The organism is Terrabacter sp. LjRoot27 (genome assembly GCF_964254175.1).
GTDB lineage: Bacteria > Actinomycetota > Actinomycetes > Actinomycetales > Dermatophilaceae > Terrabacter.
Genome location: NZ_CAXUSS020000001.1, coordinates 567,050 through 581,589, shown reverse-complemented (window position 1 = coordinate 581,589; position 14,540 = coordinate 567,050). Strand labels below are relative to the sequence as shown.

Genomic DNA, 14,540 nt, shown 5'->3' with positions numbered 1-14,540 from the left:
CGACAGGAGGCGACAGAGTCGAACATCTGCCACCAGAAACCTTCAACAACAAACAGAGGATGTCGGCGCCCGGTGGCTCTGTCAAGGGATTCGTCCAGACCCATGGCCGGCTGCGACCGAACCGAGACCTTCTCGCGGCCCTGACCTCGGCTTTTACACCGTTGTAAAGGGATTCGCCGCCGCATGACGCCCTCGTCGGGCGGCCCGGGGAGCCGCCGCGTCCGGCGTCCCACCCGTCGAGACCACCGGACCACATCCGGACACGGACACGTCCGATGTGTTTGAAAATGTTGACATCGCGGCGAGCGAAGCGACACCCTGTGTCCCATGCGCTCATGGCCGACGAAGACCCTGGCACTCGGTGGCGACTACAACCCCGAGCAGTGGCCCCGCCCCGTCTGGGACGAGGACATCGAGCTGATGCGGCGCGCCAACGTGTCGTTCGTCAGCCTCGGGATCTTCTCGTGGAGCTGGCTCGAGCCGGCCAAGGGCGAGTACGAGTTCGAGTGGCTCGACACGATCCTGGACAAGCTGCACGCCGGCGGCATCGCCGTCGACCTCGCGACCGCGACCGCGACCCCGCCGCCGTGGCTCTCGGCCGCGCACCCGGAGATCCTCCCGGTCGACGTCGACGGCCACACGCTCTGGCCGGGGAGCCGGCAGACCTGGTGCCCGACGTCGCCCGTCTTCCGCGAGTACGCCGTCGCGCTCACCCGGCAGCTGGCGACGCGCTACCACGAGCACCCCGCGGTGGCGATGTGGCACGTCTCCAACGAGTACGCCTGCCACAACCTGCCCTGCTACTGCGACGAGTGCGCGCGCCACTTCCGCACCTGGCTCCAGCGGCGCTACGCCGGCCTCGAGGCGCTCAACGACGCGTGGGGCACGGCCTTCTGGAGCCAGCGCTACACCGACTGGGACCAGATCCTGCCGCCGCGCCGGTCGACGACGTTCAACAACCCGACGCACGTGCTCGACTACAAGCGCTTCAGCTCGGACGCACTCCTCGACCACATGCGCGCCGAACGCGCCGTGCTCGACGAGCTCTCGCCGGGCGTCCCCGTCACGACGAACTTCATGACGCTCGACCACTTCCGCCACCTCGACTACTCCCAGTGGACCCCCACGGTCGACGTCGTCAGCACCGACCACTACATCGTCGACGCGCTCGAGCACCCGCGCGCCGAGCTCGCCTACAGCGGCGACCTCACGCGCGGCCTCGCGGGCGGCGCGCCGTGGATGCTCATGGAGCACTCGACGAGCGCGGTCAACTGGCAGCCGACCAACCACGCCAAGGACTTCGGCCAGACGATCCGTGACGCCCTGGCCCACGTGGCCCGCGGCGCCGACACCATCGGCTGGTTCCAGTGGCGCCAGTCGCGGGCCGGCTCGGAGAAGTTCCACAGCGCCCTCGTGCCGCACGCCGGCCCCGACAGCGCCCGCTTCCGCGAGGTCGAGGAGCTCGGCCGCATCGCGGGTCGTCTCGGGGAGCTCGTCGGCAGCCGCGTCGAGTCGCGGGTCGCGATCCTCCACGACTACCAGGCGATCTGGGCTGCGGAGGGTCCGTGCATGCCGAGCTCCGAGCTCGACGCGCTGACCGCCGCGCAGGCGATCCACCGGGCGCTGCACGACCGCGGGGTCACGGCGGACGTCGTGCACCCGTCGGCCGACCTCACGGCATACGCCCTCGTCGTCGTTCCCCAGCTCTACCTCGTCACCGACGAGCACGCGGCAGCCGTCGCCGCGGCGGCCGAGGCCGGCGCGGAGGTGCTCGTCACGTACTTCTCGGGCATCAGCGACGAGAACGACCACGTGCGCCTCGGCGGCTACCCGGGCGCCTTCCGCGACCTGCTCGGCGTGCGCGTCGAGGAGTTCTTCCCGCTCGGCCCCGAGGAGACGGTCGCGCTCGCCGACGGCACGGGCACGTGGTGGAGCGAGGACGTGACCGCCCTCGCCGGCACCGACGTGCTGACGACGTATGCCGCCGGGCCCCTCGCCGGCCGACCCGCGGTCACGCGGCGGGCGGGCACGGGCAGCGCGGGATCCGCCTGGTACGTCAGCACGCTCCCGGACGACGCCACCCTCGGCGCCCTCCTCGACGACGTCCTGTCCGCAGCCGGCGTCGAGCCGACCGTGGCAGGCCTGCCGCGCGGGGTCGAGACGACCCGCCGCAGCGACGGCGACACCTCGTGGCTCTTCCTGCTCAACCACACCGACGCCGAGCAGACCATCGCCGCAACTGGGTACGACCTCGTCGCGGACGCCCCTGTCGACGGCAGCGTCCGCCTCGCCCCCGGTGGCGTGGCCGTGCTCAGGGAGGACTGACGATGCTCGCCAGCCAGCGGCGCTCCGTCATCCTCGAGCTCGTCGAGGAGTCCGGGGCCGTCAAGGTGTCGGACCTCGTCGAGCGACTCGGCGTCTCCGACATGACGATCCGCCGCGACATCGAGCGCCTCTCGACCGACGGGCTGCTCGAGCGCGTGCACGGCGGCGCCCTGGCCCTCGGTGGCACCCGGAGCAGCGAGGAGCCGGGCTTCTCGGCGAAGTCGCTGCTCCAGCTCGCCCAGAAGCAGGCCATCGCCCGGGCCGCTGCGCAGCGCGTCGAGGTCGGCAGCGCCATCGGCATCTCCGCCGGCACGACGACCTACGAGCTGGCGCGCGCCGTCAAGGACATCCCGCAGCTGACCGTCGTCACCAACTCGGTCCCCGTCGCGCAGCTGCTCCACGAGTCGGGTGCACCCGGCCAGACGGTCGTGCTGACCGGCGGCGTGCGCACCCCGTCCGACGCCCTCGTCGGCCCGGTCGCCGTGTCGGCCCTGCGCGCCCTCCACGTCGACCTGCTCTTCCTCGGCGCCCACGGCGTCGACGGCCGCACCGGGCTCACGACGCCCAACCTCGTGGAGTCCGAGACGAACCGCGCGCTCGTCGCGTCGGCGCGTCACGTGTGCCTCCTCGCCGACTCGTCGAAGTGGGGCACGGTGGGTCTCAGCACCTTCGCCGACCTCGCCGACGTCGACCTGTTCGTCACCGACGACGCCTTCCCCGAGCGGGCCCGCGAGGCCGCGCGCGAGAGCGTCGGCTCCCTCGAGATCGTGGAGGCCTGATGCCCACCGACAGCCGGACCGCTGCGCGTTTCACGACGAGACACCTCGCCGACGGGCGCGAGATCATCTACGTCGACGAGCCCGGCACGGCCGCGCGCACGGCGGAGGACCCGAGGCCCGTCGAGCCGCGGATGGAGTCGGGCGAGCTGCGCCACGACGCCCTCGTCGACGACTGGGTCGCCGTCGCCGCCCACCGCCAGCACCGCACGTTCATGCCGCCCAAGGACGAGTGCCCGCTGTGCCCGGCCGGCCACGGCTCGGTGCCGTCGGAGATCCCCGAGAGCGACTACCAGGTCGTCGTCTTCGAGAACCGCTTCCCGTCGTATGCCGTCACCTCCGTCGGTGCCGACGCCCCCGACCCGAGCGGGATCTTCGGCACCCGTCCGGCCGTCGGCCGGTGCGAGGTCGTGTGCTTCACGAGCAACCACGAGTCGTCCTTCAAGGACCTGCCCGTCGACCGGGTGCGCACCGTCATCGACACGTGGGCCCAGCGCACCGAGGCCCTCGGAGCCCTGCCCGAGGTCGAGCACGTCTTCGCCTTCGAGAACCGCGGCCGCGAGATCGGGGTGACGCTCCCGCACCCGCACGGCCAGATCTACGCCTACCCCTACCTGCCCGACCGCACCAAGGCCCTGCTCGAGGCGGCCCGCCGCCACCACGAGCGCACCGGCCGGCTCCTCGGCGCCGACATCCTCGCCGCCGAGCGGGCCGACGGCTCCAGGGTGGTCGTGTCGGGGACGCACTGGACGGCATACGTCCCCTTCGCGGCGCGCTGGCCGGTCGAGGTGCACCTCGCCCCGCACCGCGACGTGCCCGACCTCGTCGCCCTCGACGACGACGAGCGCGACGAGCTGGCCGTCGTCTACCGCGACCTGCTCGGGCGCCTGGACCGCTACTACGTCGACGCGGACGGGTCGCCCGTCAAGCTGCCCTACATCGCGGCGTGGCAGCAGGCCCCGGCCAAGACCGGGCGCGACGTCTCGCGGCTGCACCTGCAGCTCATGTCGGTCCTGCGCGGCCCCGGCCGCCTCAAGTTCCTCGCCGGGTCCGAGTCGGGTGTCGGCGGCTGGGTCAACGACGTGGCCCCGGAGAGGGCGGCCGCCCGCCTGCGTGAGGTCGCCCCGTGAGCGAGCGCACCCGCGACGAGGTCGTCGCCTCGGTGTCCGACGTCTTCGCGCGCACCTTCGGCAGCGCCCCGACGGGCGTGTGGTCGGCGCCCGGGAGGGTCAACCTCATCGGCGAGCACACCGACTACAACGGCGGTCTGTGCCTCCCGATCGCCCTGCCGCAGCGGACGTATGCCGCCGTGTCCCGACGCGACGACGGCGTCCTCCGGATGGCGTCCGCCCAGCAGGACGGCGTCGTCGAGGTCGCCCTCGACGACATCTCCCCCAAGCAGCCCGGCGGCTGGGGCTCCTACGTCGCGGGCGTCCTCTGGGCCCTGCGCCGCGACGGCCTGCCCGTCGACGGGCTCGACGTCGTCGTCGACTCCACCGTGCCGTTCGGTGCCGGCCTCTCGAGCTCGGCCGCCCTCGAGTGCGCCGTGGCCGCGGCCGCGAGCGACCTCTTCGACCTCGACCTGCTCGCCTCGACCGAGGGACGGGCCCGGCTGGCCGCGCGCTGCGTCGAGGCCGAGAACGAGATCGCCGGCGCACCCACCGGCGGCATGGACCAGTCGGCCTCGCTGCTCTGCGACGACGCCGCAGCCCTGCTGCTCGACTGCCGGTCCGGTGAGACGCGGCAGGTGCCCTTCGACCTCGACGCCTCGGGCTACGTCCTGCTCGTCACGGACACCAGGGCCGAGCACGCGCTCGTCGACGGGCAGTACGCCGCCCGACGCGACGCGTGCGAGGCCGCAGCGCGCGACCTCGGCGTCGAGACGCTCCGCGAGATCGGTCCGGCCGGGCTCGACGACGCGCTCGGTCGGCTCGGCTCCGACGAGGTACGACGCCGCGTGCGCCACGTCGTCACCGAGATCGAGCGCGTGACGCTCGCGGTGACGGCTCTCGAGGCGGGCGACCTCGACGAGGTCGGCCGCCTCTTCGACCTCTCGCACGCCTCGCTGCGCGACGACTACGAGGTGTCGTGCGAGGAGCTCGACGTCGCGACGGCAACAGCCCGCTCGCACGGGGCCCTGGGCGCGCGGATGACCGGCGGCGGTTTCGGCGGCTCGTGCATCGCGATCGTCCGAGCCGCCGACGCCGATGCCGTGGCCGCGGCGATCGCGGCCGCCTTCGAGGCCGAGGGCTTCACGCCCCCCGTGTCGTTCACGGTGACCGCGTCGGGTCCCGCCGACCGCGACCGCTGAGGCCGCGCACTCACTAGGGTGCGTCCATGACCTCGGCGACGCCGCCCGCCCCCAGCCCGGCCCTGCCGGCCGCCGTGCGTCGGGGCTACGGCCTCGGGTCGGTCGCCACGGGGTCCTTCGGCACGGTGCCCGGTCTGCTCCTGCTGCCCTACCTCACCGACCGGCTCGGTGTGCCGGCCGCCGCTGCCGGCGTCATCGTCTTCGCGCCCAAGGCGTGGGACGTCGTGCTCAACCCGGTCGCCGGCCGCATCAGCGACCGGTCGACGCACCCGGACGGGCGGCGGCGGCCGTTCCTCATCCGCGCCGGTCTGCTCCTCGCCGCGGCCTTCGCCCTCCTCTTCCTCGGACCGACCGCGCCGCAGTGGCTCGCGGCCGGCTGGGTGGCCGTGGTCTACCTCGCCTGCGCGACGGCCTACAGCTTCTTCCAGGTGCCCTACGTCGCGATGCCGGCCGAGATCACCGACGACTACGACGAGCGCACCCGGCTCATGACGTGGCGGGTCGCGATCCTCGCCCTCGCGATCCTCGTCAGCGGTGGGGCGTCGCCGGCCATCCGGGACGCCTTCGGGCCCGTCTGGGGCTACCGCGTCGTCGGCTTCTTCGTCGCCACCCTCATCGCCCTCGGGGCCTACGGCGCGTGGCGGGGCACCCGGGCGGCTCCGGTCCGCACGGGCGTGGCGACGAGTGCCACCTTCGGTGACCAGCTGCGGATCATCCGCTCCGACCGGCCGTTCCGTCTCCTGCTGACCACCTTCGTGCTCCAGGCACTCGCGACGGGCGCGATGCTCGCGGGCGTCGACTACGTCGCCCGCTGGATCATCGGGACGCCGCTGTCGGCGACGCTGCTCTTCGTCTGCTTCGTCGCCCCGGCGCTCGTCGTGACCCCTCTGTGGCAGCGCTTCGGCACGGCCCGGGACAAGAAGGTCGGCTACGTCGTCGCCTCGCTCCTGCTCGGTGGCGGCGCGCTCGTCCTCGTCCTGCTGCGCTCGCTGCCCGAGGGCGTCGTCTACGCGTGCGTGGCCGTCGTCGGCGTGGGCTACGCGGGCGCCCAGATGTTCCCGCTCGCGATGCTCGCGGACGTGGCGAGCCGCACCGAGGAGGCGCGCACGCGCGTCGGCCTCTACACCGGTGTCTGGACCGCGGGTGAGACGCTCGGCCTCGCGCTCGGACCGGCCGCGTATGCCGTGGTGCTGGCTCTCGGTGGCTACGTGTCCTCGACGGGATCGACCGTGCCGCAGTCGGACTCGGCCCTGACCGCGATCGCCCTGGGCTTCTCCCTCGTGCCGGCCGCCCTCGTCGCGCTCTCGTTCCTCTCGCTGCGCGCCTTCCCGCTCTCCCCGCCCCCTGCGTCGACTGCCCGAAGGAGCTGATGAGGTCATGACGATGGACCACGACGAGATCCGTGAGGCGCTGACGGCGATGCGCGCCCGCGACCTGCCGACGCACGGGGGCCGCACCCTCGCCTACGTCTACGACTCCGGCCTGGCGTCGGCCGATGCCATCGGCCGGGAGGCCCTCGCGGCGTTCGCGTCGACGAACGGGCTCGACCCCACGGCCTTCCCGTCCCTGCTCCAGATGGAGAACGACCTCGTCGGCATCGCGGGCCGGCTCGTCGACGCCCCAGCGGGGTTCGCCGGTGTCGTCACCTCGGGCGGCACCGAGTCGATCCTGCTGGCGGTCCTGGCCGCCCGGGACGCACGGCCCGACATCACGGCCCCACGGATGATCCTCCCGACGACGGCCCACGCGGCCTTCCACAAGGCCGCGCACTGGCTGCGGGTCGAGCCCGTCCTCGTCGACGTCGATCCCGTGACGAAGCGCGCTGATCCCCAGGCGATGGCCGCCGCCATCGACGAACGGACCGTCCTCGTCGTCGCGTCCGCACCGTCCTACGCCCACGGCGTCATCGACCCCGTCGGTCCGGTCGCCGCCGCGGCAGCAGCCGCCGGGGTGCGCTGCCACGTCGACGCGTGCATCGGCGGCTGGGTCCTGCCCCACCTGCGCGACTCCGAGCCGGAGCAGCCGCCGTGGACCTTCGCCGTCCCGGGCGTGACGAGCCTGTCGCTCGACCTGCACAAGTACGCCTACACACCCAAGGGCGTGTCGGTGCTGCTCCACGCCTCGGCCGACCTGCGCCGCACGCACCTGTTCGCCTCGGCCCGCTGGCCCGGCTACACGATGCTCAACACGACGGCGCAGTCGACGAAGTCGGGCGGCCCGGTGGCCGCGGCCTGGGCCGTCGTGCACCACATCGGCGCCGACCGCTACACGTCGCTCGCCCGCGACGCGCGCACGGCAACGCTCGACCTCGCAGCCGCGGTGGACGGCATACCCGGTCTGTCGGTGGCCGCTCCCCCGGACTCGACGCTGCTCTCCCTCGTCGCCGACGACTCGTGCGACGTCTTCACGATCAGCGACGAGATGCTCGAGCGTGGGTGGTTCGTCCAGCCGCAGATGCGCTTCCGCGACCTGCCGGCGACCCTGCATCTCACCTTCAGCGCGGCGACGGCTGCCTCGTCCGACCTCATCGCCGCCGACCTCGCCGACGCGACGGCGGCGGCCCGCGCCTCGGGACCGGCCACGGCCCCGGCCGAGCTCGTCGCGATGGCCTCGGCGGTCGACCCGACCACCCTCGACGAGGCGACGTTCACCGGACTGCTCGCCGCCGCCGGGCTGGCCGGTGGCGACGGCGGACTCGTCCTGCCCGAGCGGATGGCTCCGGTCAACGCCCTGCTCGACGCCCTGCCGCCGGCGCTGCGCGAGGTGCTGCTCCTCGGCGTCGTCGACCGCCTCGCCCGCCCGACCTGAGGTCGTGCGGGCACACGAAGGGGCGGGCACCCTGCGGTGCCCGCCCCCTTGTCGTGTCGGTGTCGCTCAGCCGGGGATGATGAGTCCCTTGGTGGCCTTGGCGCGCTCGAGACGAGCGGAGACGTCCTCCCAGTTGACGACGTTCCACCAGGCCTTGACGTAGTCGGCCTTGACGTTCTCGTACTGCAGGTAGAAGGCGTGCTCCCACATGTCGAGCTGGAGCAGCGGGATCTGGCCCACGGGGATGTTGCCCTGCTGGTCGAACAGCTGCATGATGTGCGGCCGCTCGGCGATCGTGTCCCACGCGAGGATCGACCAGCCGGAGCCCTGGATCGCGTTGGCGTTGGCGTTGAAGTGCGCCTGGAACTTCTCGAAGCCGCCGAAGTACTCGGTGATCGCCGCGGCGACCTCACCCTCCGGCTGGCCACCGCCGTCGGGGCTCATGTTCTTCCAGAACACGGAGTGGTTGGTGTGACCACCGAGGTGGAAGGCGAGGTTCTTCTCGACACCGTTCACCGCGGCGTAGTCACCCGACTCGCGCAGCTCCTCCAGCTTGGCGACGGCGGCGTTGGCGCCGTCGACGTAGGCCTTGTGGTGCTTGCTGTGGTGCAGCTCCATGATGCGAGCGCTGATGTGGGGCTCGAGGGCGGCGTAGTCGTAGTCGAGCTCGGGAAGCGTGTAAGCCACTTGTCGTTCCTTTCTGGAGACCATCCGGCTCCGACCACTCTATGCCGCACCGGAACGGCGTCGACAGGGTGTCCGTGAGCACGGGTCGTGGGTGACGTACCCACTTGCCCCACCCTCCGACTTAACCTCGACTTGAGGTCAAACCGGCAGGGTCACCCTGGCGAGAGGAACGCCTCGAGCGTCTCGACGACGAGCCGGTGGTCCTCGCGCTGCGGCAGGCCCGAGACGGCGATGGTGCCGACGCACCCGACGTCGCGGACGATGACCGGGAAGGCGCCGCCGTGGGCGGCATACGCTCCCGGGTCGAGACGCGAGCTGTCCTCGAACGTCTTGCCGGCAGCGCGGAACTCCTCGCCGACGTAGAGGGAGGAGTGGCCGTAGCGGTCGACCACGGCGCTCTTGCGCTCGAGCCACCCGTCGTTGTCGGCCGTGGCCCCGGGCAGCGCCGCGTGGAAGAGGCGCTGCCCGTTGCGACGGATCGAGATCGCCACCGGAGACCCAGCGGCCCGCGCCGCGTCGCGCAGGGCGACGCCCAGCGCCCACGCCGTGTCGGCGTCGAAGCGGTCGAAGACGAGCCGCGCCTCCTGGGCGGCCAGCTCGTCGAGCACCGGGTGCTCGCTCACGCGCGCGCCACCCGCCGGAACGCGATGCCGACCAGGACGAGGACGATGCCGATGCCGAAGGCCATGAAGGCGACGCCGAAGGCCACGACGGAGGTGAAGAGCGAGGCACGCAGGAACGATCCGGTCATGACGACCTGACGGTTCGGGTCGTCCTTGGGCAGCTCGGCGTACGTCTTGCCGCCGCTCGCCGCGAGGGCGTGCTTCTCGATGGTGGTGGCCTCCGAGTAGGCCGTCCACGGCGAGTTCACCGGCTGCCCGGCGAACATGGAGGCATCTTCCGAGACCGTGATCTTCTCGCTGGCGAGCTGGGACTGCACCTGGTACCAGGTGAATCCGCCGGCCAGGATCATGATGATGCCGAAGACGACGACGATGGTCCCGATGACGGAGACCGAGCGGAGTCGATCGGCGGTGGCGGGGGTGCTGGTGCTGACGGTGCTCATGCGGACCTCCGAGGGGGTGAGTTGTCTCGAGCCGTGCACGCGCCGCCCGACCGAGCGGCTCACCTCCACGCTAGGGCCTCACCACGGGACACGGGGCCGGATGCGAATCAGGTTTCGACTCAAGCGAGTCCGAGCAGGTCGCGCACGTCGTCGGCCGTGATGGCTCCCGAGAGCGAGCCGCCCTCGTCGACGACGCGCTGGAAGAGGTCGCGCTTGCGCTCCTGCAGCGCGACGACCTTCTCCTCGATGGTGCCGGCCGAGACGAGCCGGTAGACCGTGACGGGACGGCTCTGCCCGATGCGGTGCGCGCGGTCGATCGCCTGCGCCTCGGCGGCGGGGTTCCACCACGGGTCGAGCACGTAGACGTAGTCGGCCTCGGTCAGGGTGAGCCCGAAACCGCCGGCCTTGAGGCTGATGAGGAAGGCGACGGCGTCGCCCTCGCGGAACCCGCGGACGACCGCCTGCCGGTCGGTCGTCGACCCGTCGAGGTATGCCGTCGCGAGCCCCGCGCGCGTCAGCGCCGCCTCGACGCGGCGCAGGAAGCCGGTGAACTGGCTGAAGACGAGCGCGCGGTGGCCTTCGGCGGCGAGCTCACGCAGCTGGTCGACGAGGAACTCGATCTTGGCCGCGGTGGCTTTGCCGGCGTGGACCTCGTCGACGAGGACGGGGTCGAGGGCGAGCTGGCGCAGGCGGGTCAGCGCCGCGAGGATCGCGACCCGGTTGGACTCGGGGTCGTCGAGCAGGCCGAGGACGCGCTGCCGCTCGCGCTGGAGGTGCTGGTCGTAGATGTGCCGGTGGACCGGGTGCGGGTCGAGGGCCATGACCTGGATCTGCTTGGGCGGCAGGTCGATCGCGACCTGCTCCTTGGTGCGGCGCAGCATCAGGGGCCGGATGCGGCGGCGCAGCAGGTCGAGCAGCTCCGGGCGCTCGCCGGACTCGATGGGCTTGCGGTAGCTCTTGGTGAAGACGTCGGGTCGCGGGTAGAGCCCGGGGGCGGTCAGGGAGAGCAGCGACCAGAGGTCCATGAGGGAGTTCTCGAGCGGCGTGCCCGTGACGGCGACGGTGAACGGCGCCCCGAGCCGGCGCACGGCGACGTGGGTCTTGGCCTGGCGGTTCTTGACGAACTGGGCCTCGTCGAGCACGACCCCACCCCACCGCACGCCGTGGAAGGCCGCGTCGTCGAGGCGCAGGACGGCATACGACGTGATGACGACCTCGGCGCCCGCGACGGTGTCGGCGAGCGTCACCCCGCGCTTGCGCTCGGTGGCCGTGACGGCGACCGCCGCGAGGTGCGGGGCGAAGGTCTCGAGCTCGCCCATCCACGTGCCGACGACGCTCGTCGGCGCCACGACGAGCACCGGACCCCGCGCGTCGGGACCCGTGTCACCGAGCTCGCCGCGGTCGTGCGCGCGCACGAGGGCCGCGATGACCTGGAGCGTCTTGCCGAGACCCATGTCGTCGGCGAGGATGCCGCCGATGCGGGCGTCCCAGAGACGCGCGAGCCAGCGGTAGCCGTCGAGCTGGTAGGGACGCAGGGTGGCCCGGAGGTCGGGTGGCACCTCGGCGAGCGGCCCGGACTCGAGGGAGCCGAGCGCCTCGACGTTGGCCGCCCAGCGGGCGCTCTGCTCGTCGACGACGCCGAGCGCGACGAGCTCGTCCCAGAGGTCGGCGTGGTGGGCGCTGAGCCGCAGTCCGCCGGTCTCGGGGTCGGCGATGTCGCGGGCCTCCTCGATGAGGTCGCGCAGCCGGTGCAGCTCGGGCCGGTCGAGGCGGAAGAAGGCACCGGAGTCGAGCAGCATGATCTCGTCGCCTCGGGCGAGCGCGCCGAAGAGCGGCTCGAAGGGCACGTCTTCGCCGTCGACCTCGACCGAGACCCGGAGGTCGAACCAGTCGCCGGGCTCGGCCTGCTCACGCCGCTCGCCGGTGCCCAGCCGGACGACGGGAGCCGAGGTCACCTCCTCGTAGGCCGGGACGTCGCCGTCGACCTGGACGGTGACGTGCTCGTCGGCCTCGAGCAGGGGCAGCGTGTCGACGACGAAGCGCGCGGCCGCCATCCCCGTGAGGACGACGCGCGGCACGAGGTAGGCGTGACCGCCGAGGTCGGCACGCAGGGCGCCGGGCACCGAGCGCAGCGACGTCGCGGCCTGGACCGCGGCGGACTCGGCGTCCCGGTCGCGCCCACCGACGGTGCCGAAGCGCGCCGTCGTGAAGGGTCGCGGGGTGCCGTCGTAGGCGTGGCTCAGGTCGAGGCGCAGCTCGCCCGGCACGTCGCTGACGACCCGGACGTGGACCGTGACGACCTCGGCCGGGACGTCCTGGGGCAGATCAGGCGCCGGCAGGGGCACCTCGGAGCGGACCCGCAGCCGTTGGCGCAGGCCCGGGACGACGGAGCGCAGGAAGCGACCCCGCTCGTCGGCGGGCACGCGCAGGCCGGCGAGCGCCGAGGTGAGGGCCTCGGGGCCGAGGTCGAGGTCCTGGTCGAGGGGCACGAAGGTCAGCGAGTCGTCGTCACCCTCGACGGCGACGGCGTGCACCGGGTCACCGAGGTAGAGCCGCTCGCCGGTCGTCGCGGCGGGCATCCCCTCGATGTCGACGTCGAGGTCGAGGTCCCCGCTGCCGTCGGGGGCGCGCTTGACGAGGAGCACGAGCGTGGCCGCGTCGTCGGCGACGTGGACCGGGCCGGTGACGCCCTCGCCGGGCAGCAGCTCGATGCCGGCCGCGCGGGCCTCGCGCAGGAGCGGCCAGACCTCGGGGCTCGCGTCGAGCGAGAGCGGCGGGGTCGCGGAGAAGTAGGTCGTGCCGCCCGAGCCGTGCCGGGCGACGTCGTGCAGGCGCCCCATGATCCGCTCGTGCTCCGGCAGGAAGCGGATGCCGGCGCGCCACTGCGGCAGCGCGTCGTGCCACGACAGCGTGCGGTGCCACGTCCCGGCGCGGGTCCAGCGGGTCGGGCGCAGGCCGTAGCTGAGCTCGGGCACCCCGCGCCGCCCACGCTGGTCGCGGTAGACGGTGTCGACGAAGAGGCCGGCCGGCATGAGGTCGCCGCGCGGCTCGGGGCGCTCGGCGACCGGGGACGGCTCGACCGCGCGCGGCCGGACGTGACCGAAGACGTCGGACCAGTGCGGCGGCACGACGAGCGGCGCCGGCTCGGCCGCGGCCGGCTCGACGGAGCCCTCGCCCTCAGCCGCCGGTCGCGGCTCGACGACCCTGCCCTGGGCGACGTCGCGGGCCGTGAGCATGAGCGCCACGACGTGCTTGCAGTCGCTGCGCACCGGGCAGCTGCACGTGCCGCTCCACAGGTGCGAGCGCCCCTTCGGGTGCGGCCGGGCCTCGATGAAGGTCTGGTAGGTCTCGTGGCCGCTGCCCTCGATCGTGCCGAGCAGCATGAGCCCGTCGGGGCGCGTGGCGAGCGAGCGCACCCGGCGCTCGGCGGCATACGCCTGCCCGCGCTCGAAGGTGCGCGAGCCGACCTGCTGGGCGATGTCGGGGTCGGTGACGTCACCCACCCACGTCGCCCGCCCCACGCTCCACACCACCTGAGCACTGTACGTTCGCCCGCCGACACCGCCGGGCGTCGTCCACAGGGTCGGGCAGGATGGGCGCATGCCCAGCACGCCCGACCCCCGTGAGCTGACGCTCGCCGACTTCCCGGTCCACCGTCCCGTGACGACCCGGTGGTCCGACAACGACATGTACGGCCACCTCAACAACGCCGTCTACTACGAGCTGTTCGACTCGGCGATCAACGGGTGGCAGGCCGAGCACGTGACGGTCGACCCGATGACCGACGCGACGCAGGGCGTCGTCGCGGAGTCGTCGTGCGCCTTCTACGCCGAGGTGGCCTTCCCGGCGCCGCTCGTCGTGGGCGTCCGCGTCGTCCGTCTCGGGCGCAGCAGCGTCACCTACCAGCTCGGGCTCTTCGTCGACCCGGAGCGCGGCGCGGCCGCCGACCCGGCGATCAAGGCCCTGGGGCACTGGGTGCACGTCGAGATCGACACCGCGACCCGACGTCCCACCCCCATCCCGGACCACCTCCGGGCCCTCATGGAGACGGCGGCGGTGTCGCCCGAGGGCAGCCCCGCATGAGCGACGGTCCGCTCGAGGAGTCGTGGGAGTCCTGGACGGCGCGCATCGCCACCGACCTCGCGGCGCTCACCGACGACGACTGGCTGACCTTCACCGTCCACGTGCCGTCACGGGCCGAGAGCACGTATGCCGCCGAGCGGGCTCCGCGAGGACGGCGCCGCGGTCATCGGCCGGGCCACCCACCTCGCGTGCCGGACGTCTTCGTCCAGGTGCGCAGTCTCGAGGGGGTGCTCGCGCTCGAGTGCATCGGCGACACCGAGTTCGAGGGTCTGACCGACCTGACGCGCGACGAGCAGGCCGCCCTCGCCGGTCTCGGGTGGGCGCGGGAGGGCGCGGAGCCGGAGTTCAGCCGGACCTTCGAGCGCGCCTCGGAGGCGGCGGAGCTGCTGCGGGCGAGCCTCGCCCGGGTGCTCGGCGCGGCCACCCCGGCCGACGTCGACGTCCGCCGCGCCCCTCGTCCCTGACCCCGGGCCCGCCGACCCTC

Annotated in this window: 12 protein-coding genes; 8 read left to right on the top strand and 4 right to left on the bottom strand. The window is 72.9% G+C overall.

The window, feature by feature from the left end:
• The first annotated feature begins 327 nt into the window (after positions 1 to 327).
• From ACSQ2D_RS02645 to ACSQ2D_RS02620, 6 genes are read left to right on the top strand one after another with little or no spacing between them, the layout of a single operon-like run.
• On the top strand, positions 328 to 2,325 hold the full coding sequence (locus ACSQ2D_RS02645) for a beta-galactosidase (RefSeq protein WP_435984478.1): 1,998 nt from the start codon (positions 328 to 330) through the stop codon (positions 2,323 to 2,325).
• 2 nt (positions 2,326 to 2,327) lie between these two features.
• Positions 2,328 to 3,104, top strand: a complete 777-nt coding sequence (locus ACSQ2D_RS02640; RefSeq protein WP_435984477.1) for a DeoR/GlpR family DNA-binding transcription regulator — start codon at positions 2,328 to 2,330, stop codon at positions 3,102 to 3,104.
• A complete protein-coding gene (gene galT / locus ACSQ2D_RS02635) occupies positions 3,104 to 4,231 on the top strand; it encodes a galactose-1-phosphate uridylyltransferase (protein ID WP_435984476.1) in 1,128 nt (375 codons plus the stop codon). Before ACSQ2D_RS02640 ends, galT begins: the two co-directional genes overlap by 1 nt.
• Positions 4,228 to 5,412, top strand: coding sequence for a galactokinase (galK, locus tag ACSQ2D_RS02630; RefSeq protein WP_435984475.1), 1,185 nt, complete (start codon positions 4,228 to 4,230; stop codon positions 5,410 to 5,412). Before galT ends, galK begins: the two co-directional genes overlap by 4 nt.
• Before the next feature lie 26 nt (positions 5,413 to 5,438).
• Positions 5,439 to 6,782 (top strand): MFS transporter, encoded by a 1,344-nt coding sequence (locus ACSQ2D_RS02625; protein ID WP_435984474.1) that lies wholly within the window; start codon positions 5,439 to 5,441, stop codon positions 6,780 to 6,782.
• A 7-nt stretch (positions 6,783 to 6,789) separates the two neighbouring features.
• Positions 6,790 to 8,220, top strand: a complete 1,431-nt coding sequence (locus tag ACSQ2D_RS02620) for a pyridoxal phosphate-dependent decarboxylase family protein (protein WP_435984473.1) — start codon at positions 6,790 to 6,792, stop codon at positions 8,218 to 8,220.
• Between the two features lie 66 nt (positions 8,221 to 8,286).
• Here the strand turns inward: ACSQ2D_RS02620 and ACSQ2D_RS02615 are convergent, their stop codons facing one another.
• The 4 genes from ACSQ2D_RS02615 to ACSQ2D_RS02600 all read right to left on the bottom strand — a co-directional run bounded on the left by ACSQ2D_RS02615 (position 8,287) and on the right by ACSQ2D_RS02600 (position 13,506).
• On the bottom strand, positions 8,287 to 8,931 hold the full coding sequence (locus tag ACSQ2D_RS02615; RefSeq protein ID WP_435984472.1) for a superoxide dismutase: 645 nt from the start codon (positions 8,929 to 8,931) through the stop codon (positions 8,287 to 8,289).
• A gap of 128 nt (positions 8,932 to 9,059) precedes the next feature.
• Positions 9,060 to 9,530, bottom strand: coding sequence for a heme-degrading domain-containing protein (locus ACSQ2D_RS02610; RefSeq protein WP_435984471.1), 471 nt, complete (start codon positions 9,528 to 9,530; stop codon positions 9,060 to 9,062).
• Entirely contained in the window at positions 9,527 to 9,973 is a 447-nt protein-coding gene (locus tag ACSQ2D_RS02605; RefSeq protein ID WP_435984470.1) for an aromatic ring-opening dioxygenase LigA, read from the bottom strand. Before ACSQ2D_RS02605 ends, ACSQ2D_RS02610 begins: the two co-directional genes overlap by 4 nt.
• Positions 9,974 to 10,092: 119 nt before the next feature.
• The gene (locus ACSQ2D_RS02600; protein ID WP_435984469.1) at positions 10,093 to 13,506 is read right to left on the bottom strand and encodes an SNF2-related protein; all 3,414 of its coding nucleotides are present in this window, start codon (positions 13,504 to 13,506) and stop codon (positions 10,093 to 10,095) included.
• Between the two features lie 67 nt (positions 13,507 to 13,573).
• Between ACSQ2D_RS02600 and ACSQ2D_RS02595 the strand changes: the two genes are divergently transcribed.
• Together ACSQ2D_RS02595 and ACSQ2D_RS02590 are read left to right on the top strand one after the other, a co-directional pair.
• A complete protein-coding gene (locus ACSQ2D_RS02595; RefSeq protein WP_435984468.1) occupies positions 13,574 to 14,056 on the top strand; it encodes an acyl-CoA thioesterase in 483 nt (160 codons plus the stop codon).
• Positions 14,053 to 14,520, top strand: coding sequence for a TY-Chap domain-containing protein (locus ACSQ2D_RS02590; RefSeq protein ID WP_435984467.1), 468 nt, complete (start codon positions 14,053 to 14,055; stop codon positions 14,518 to 14,520). The genes ACSQ2D_RS02595 and ACSQ2D_RS02590 overlap by 4 nt, the downstream gene beginning before the upstream one ends.
• Positions 14,521 to 14,540 lie beyond the last annotated feature (20 nt).

What these genes read in the sequence shown, in the direction of transcription:
- ACSQ2D_RS02645 (WP_435984478.1), top strand. Translation starts at nt 328, where the DNA reads ATGCGCTCATGGCCGACGAAGACCCTGGCACTCGGTGGCGACTACAAC.
- ACSQ2D_RS02640 (WP_435984477.1), top strand. Translation starts at nt 2,328, where the DNA reads ATGCTCGCCAGCCAGCGGCGCTCCGTCATCCTCGAGCTCGTCGAGGAG.
- galT (WP_435984476.1), top strand. Translation starts at nt 3,104, where the DNA reads ATGCCCACCGACAGCCGGACCGCTGCGCGTTTCACGACGAGACACCTC.
- ACSQ2D_RS02625 (WP_435984474.1), top strand. Translation starts at nt 5,439, where the DNA reads ATGACCTCGGCGACGCCGCCCGCCCCCAGCCCGGCCCTGCCGGCCGCC.
- ACSQ2D_RS02620 (WP_435984473.1), top strand. Translation starts at nt 6,790, where the DNA reads ATGACGATGGACCACGACGAGATCCGTGAGGCGCTGACGGCGATGCGC.
- ACSQ2D_RS02615 (WP_435984472.1), bottom strand. Translation starts at nt 8,931, where the DNA reads ATGGTCTCCAGAAAGGAACGACAAGTGGCTTACACGCTTCCCGAGCTC.
- ACSQ2D_RS02605 (WP_435984470.1), bottom strand. Translation starts at nt 9,973, where the DNA reads ATGAGCACCGTCAGCACCAGCACCCCCGCCACCGCCGATCGACTCCGC.
- ACSQ2D_RS02595 (WP_435984468.1), top strand. Translation starts at nt 13,574, where the DNA reads ATGCCCAGCACGCCCGACCCCCGTGAGCTGACGCTCGCCGACTTCCCG.
- ACSQ2D_RS02590 (WP_435984467.1), top strand. Translation starts at nt 14,053, where the DNA reads ATGAGCGACGGTCCGCTCGAGGAGTCGTGGGAGTCCTGGACGGCGCGC.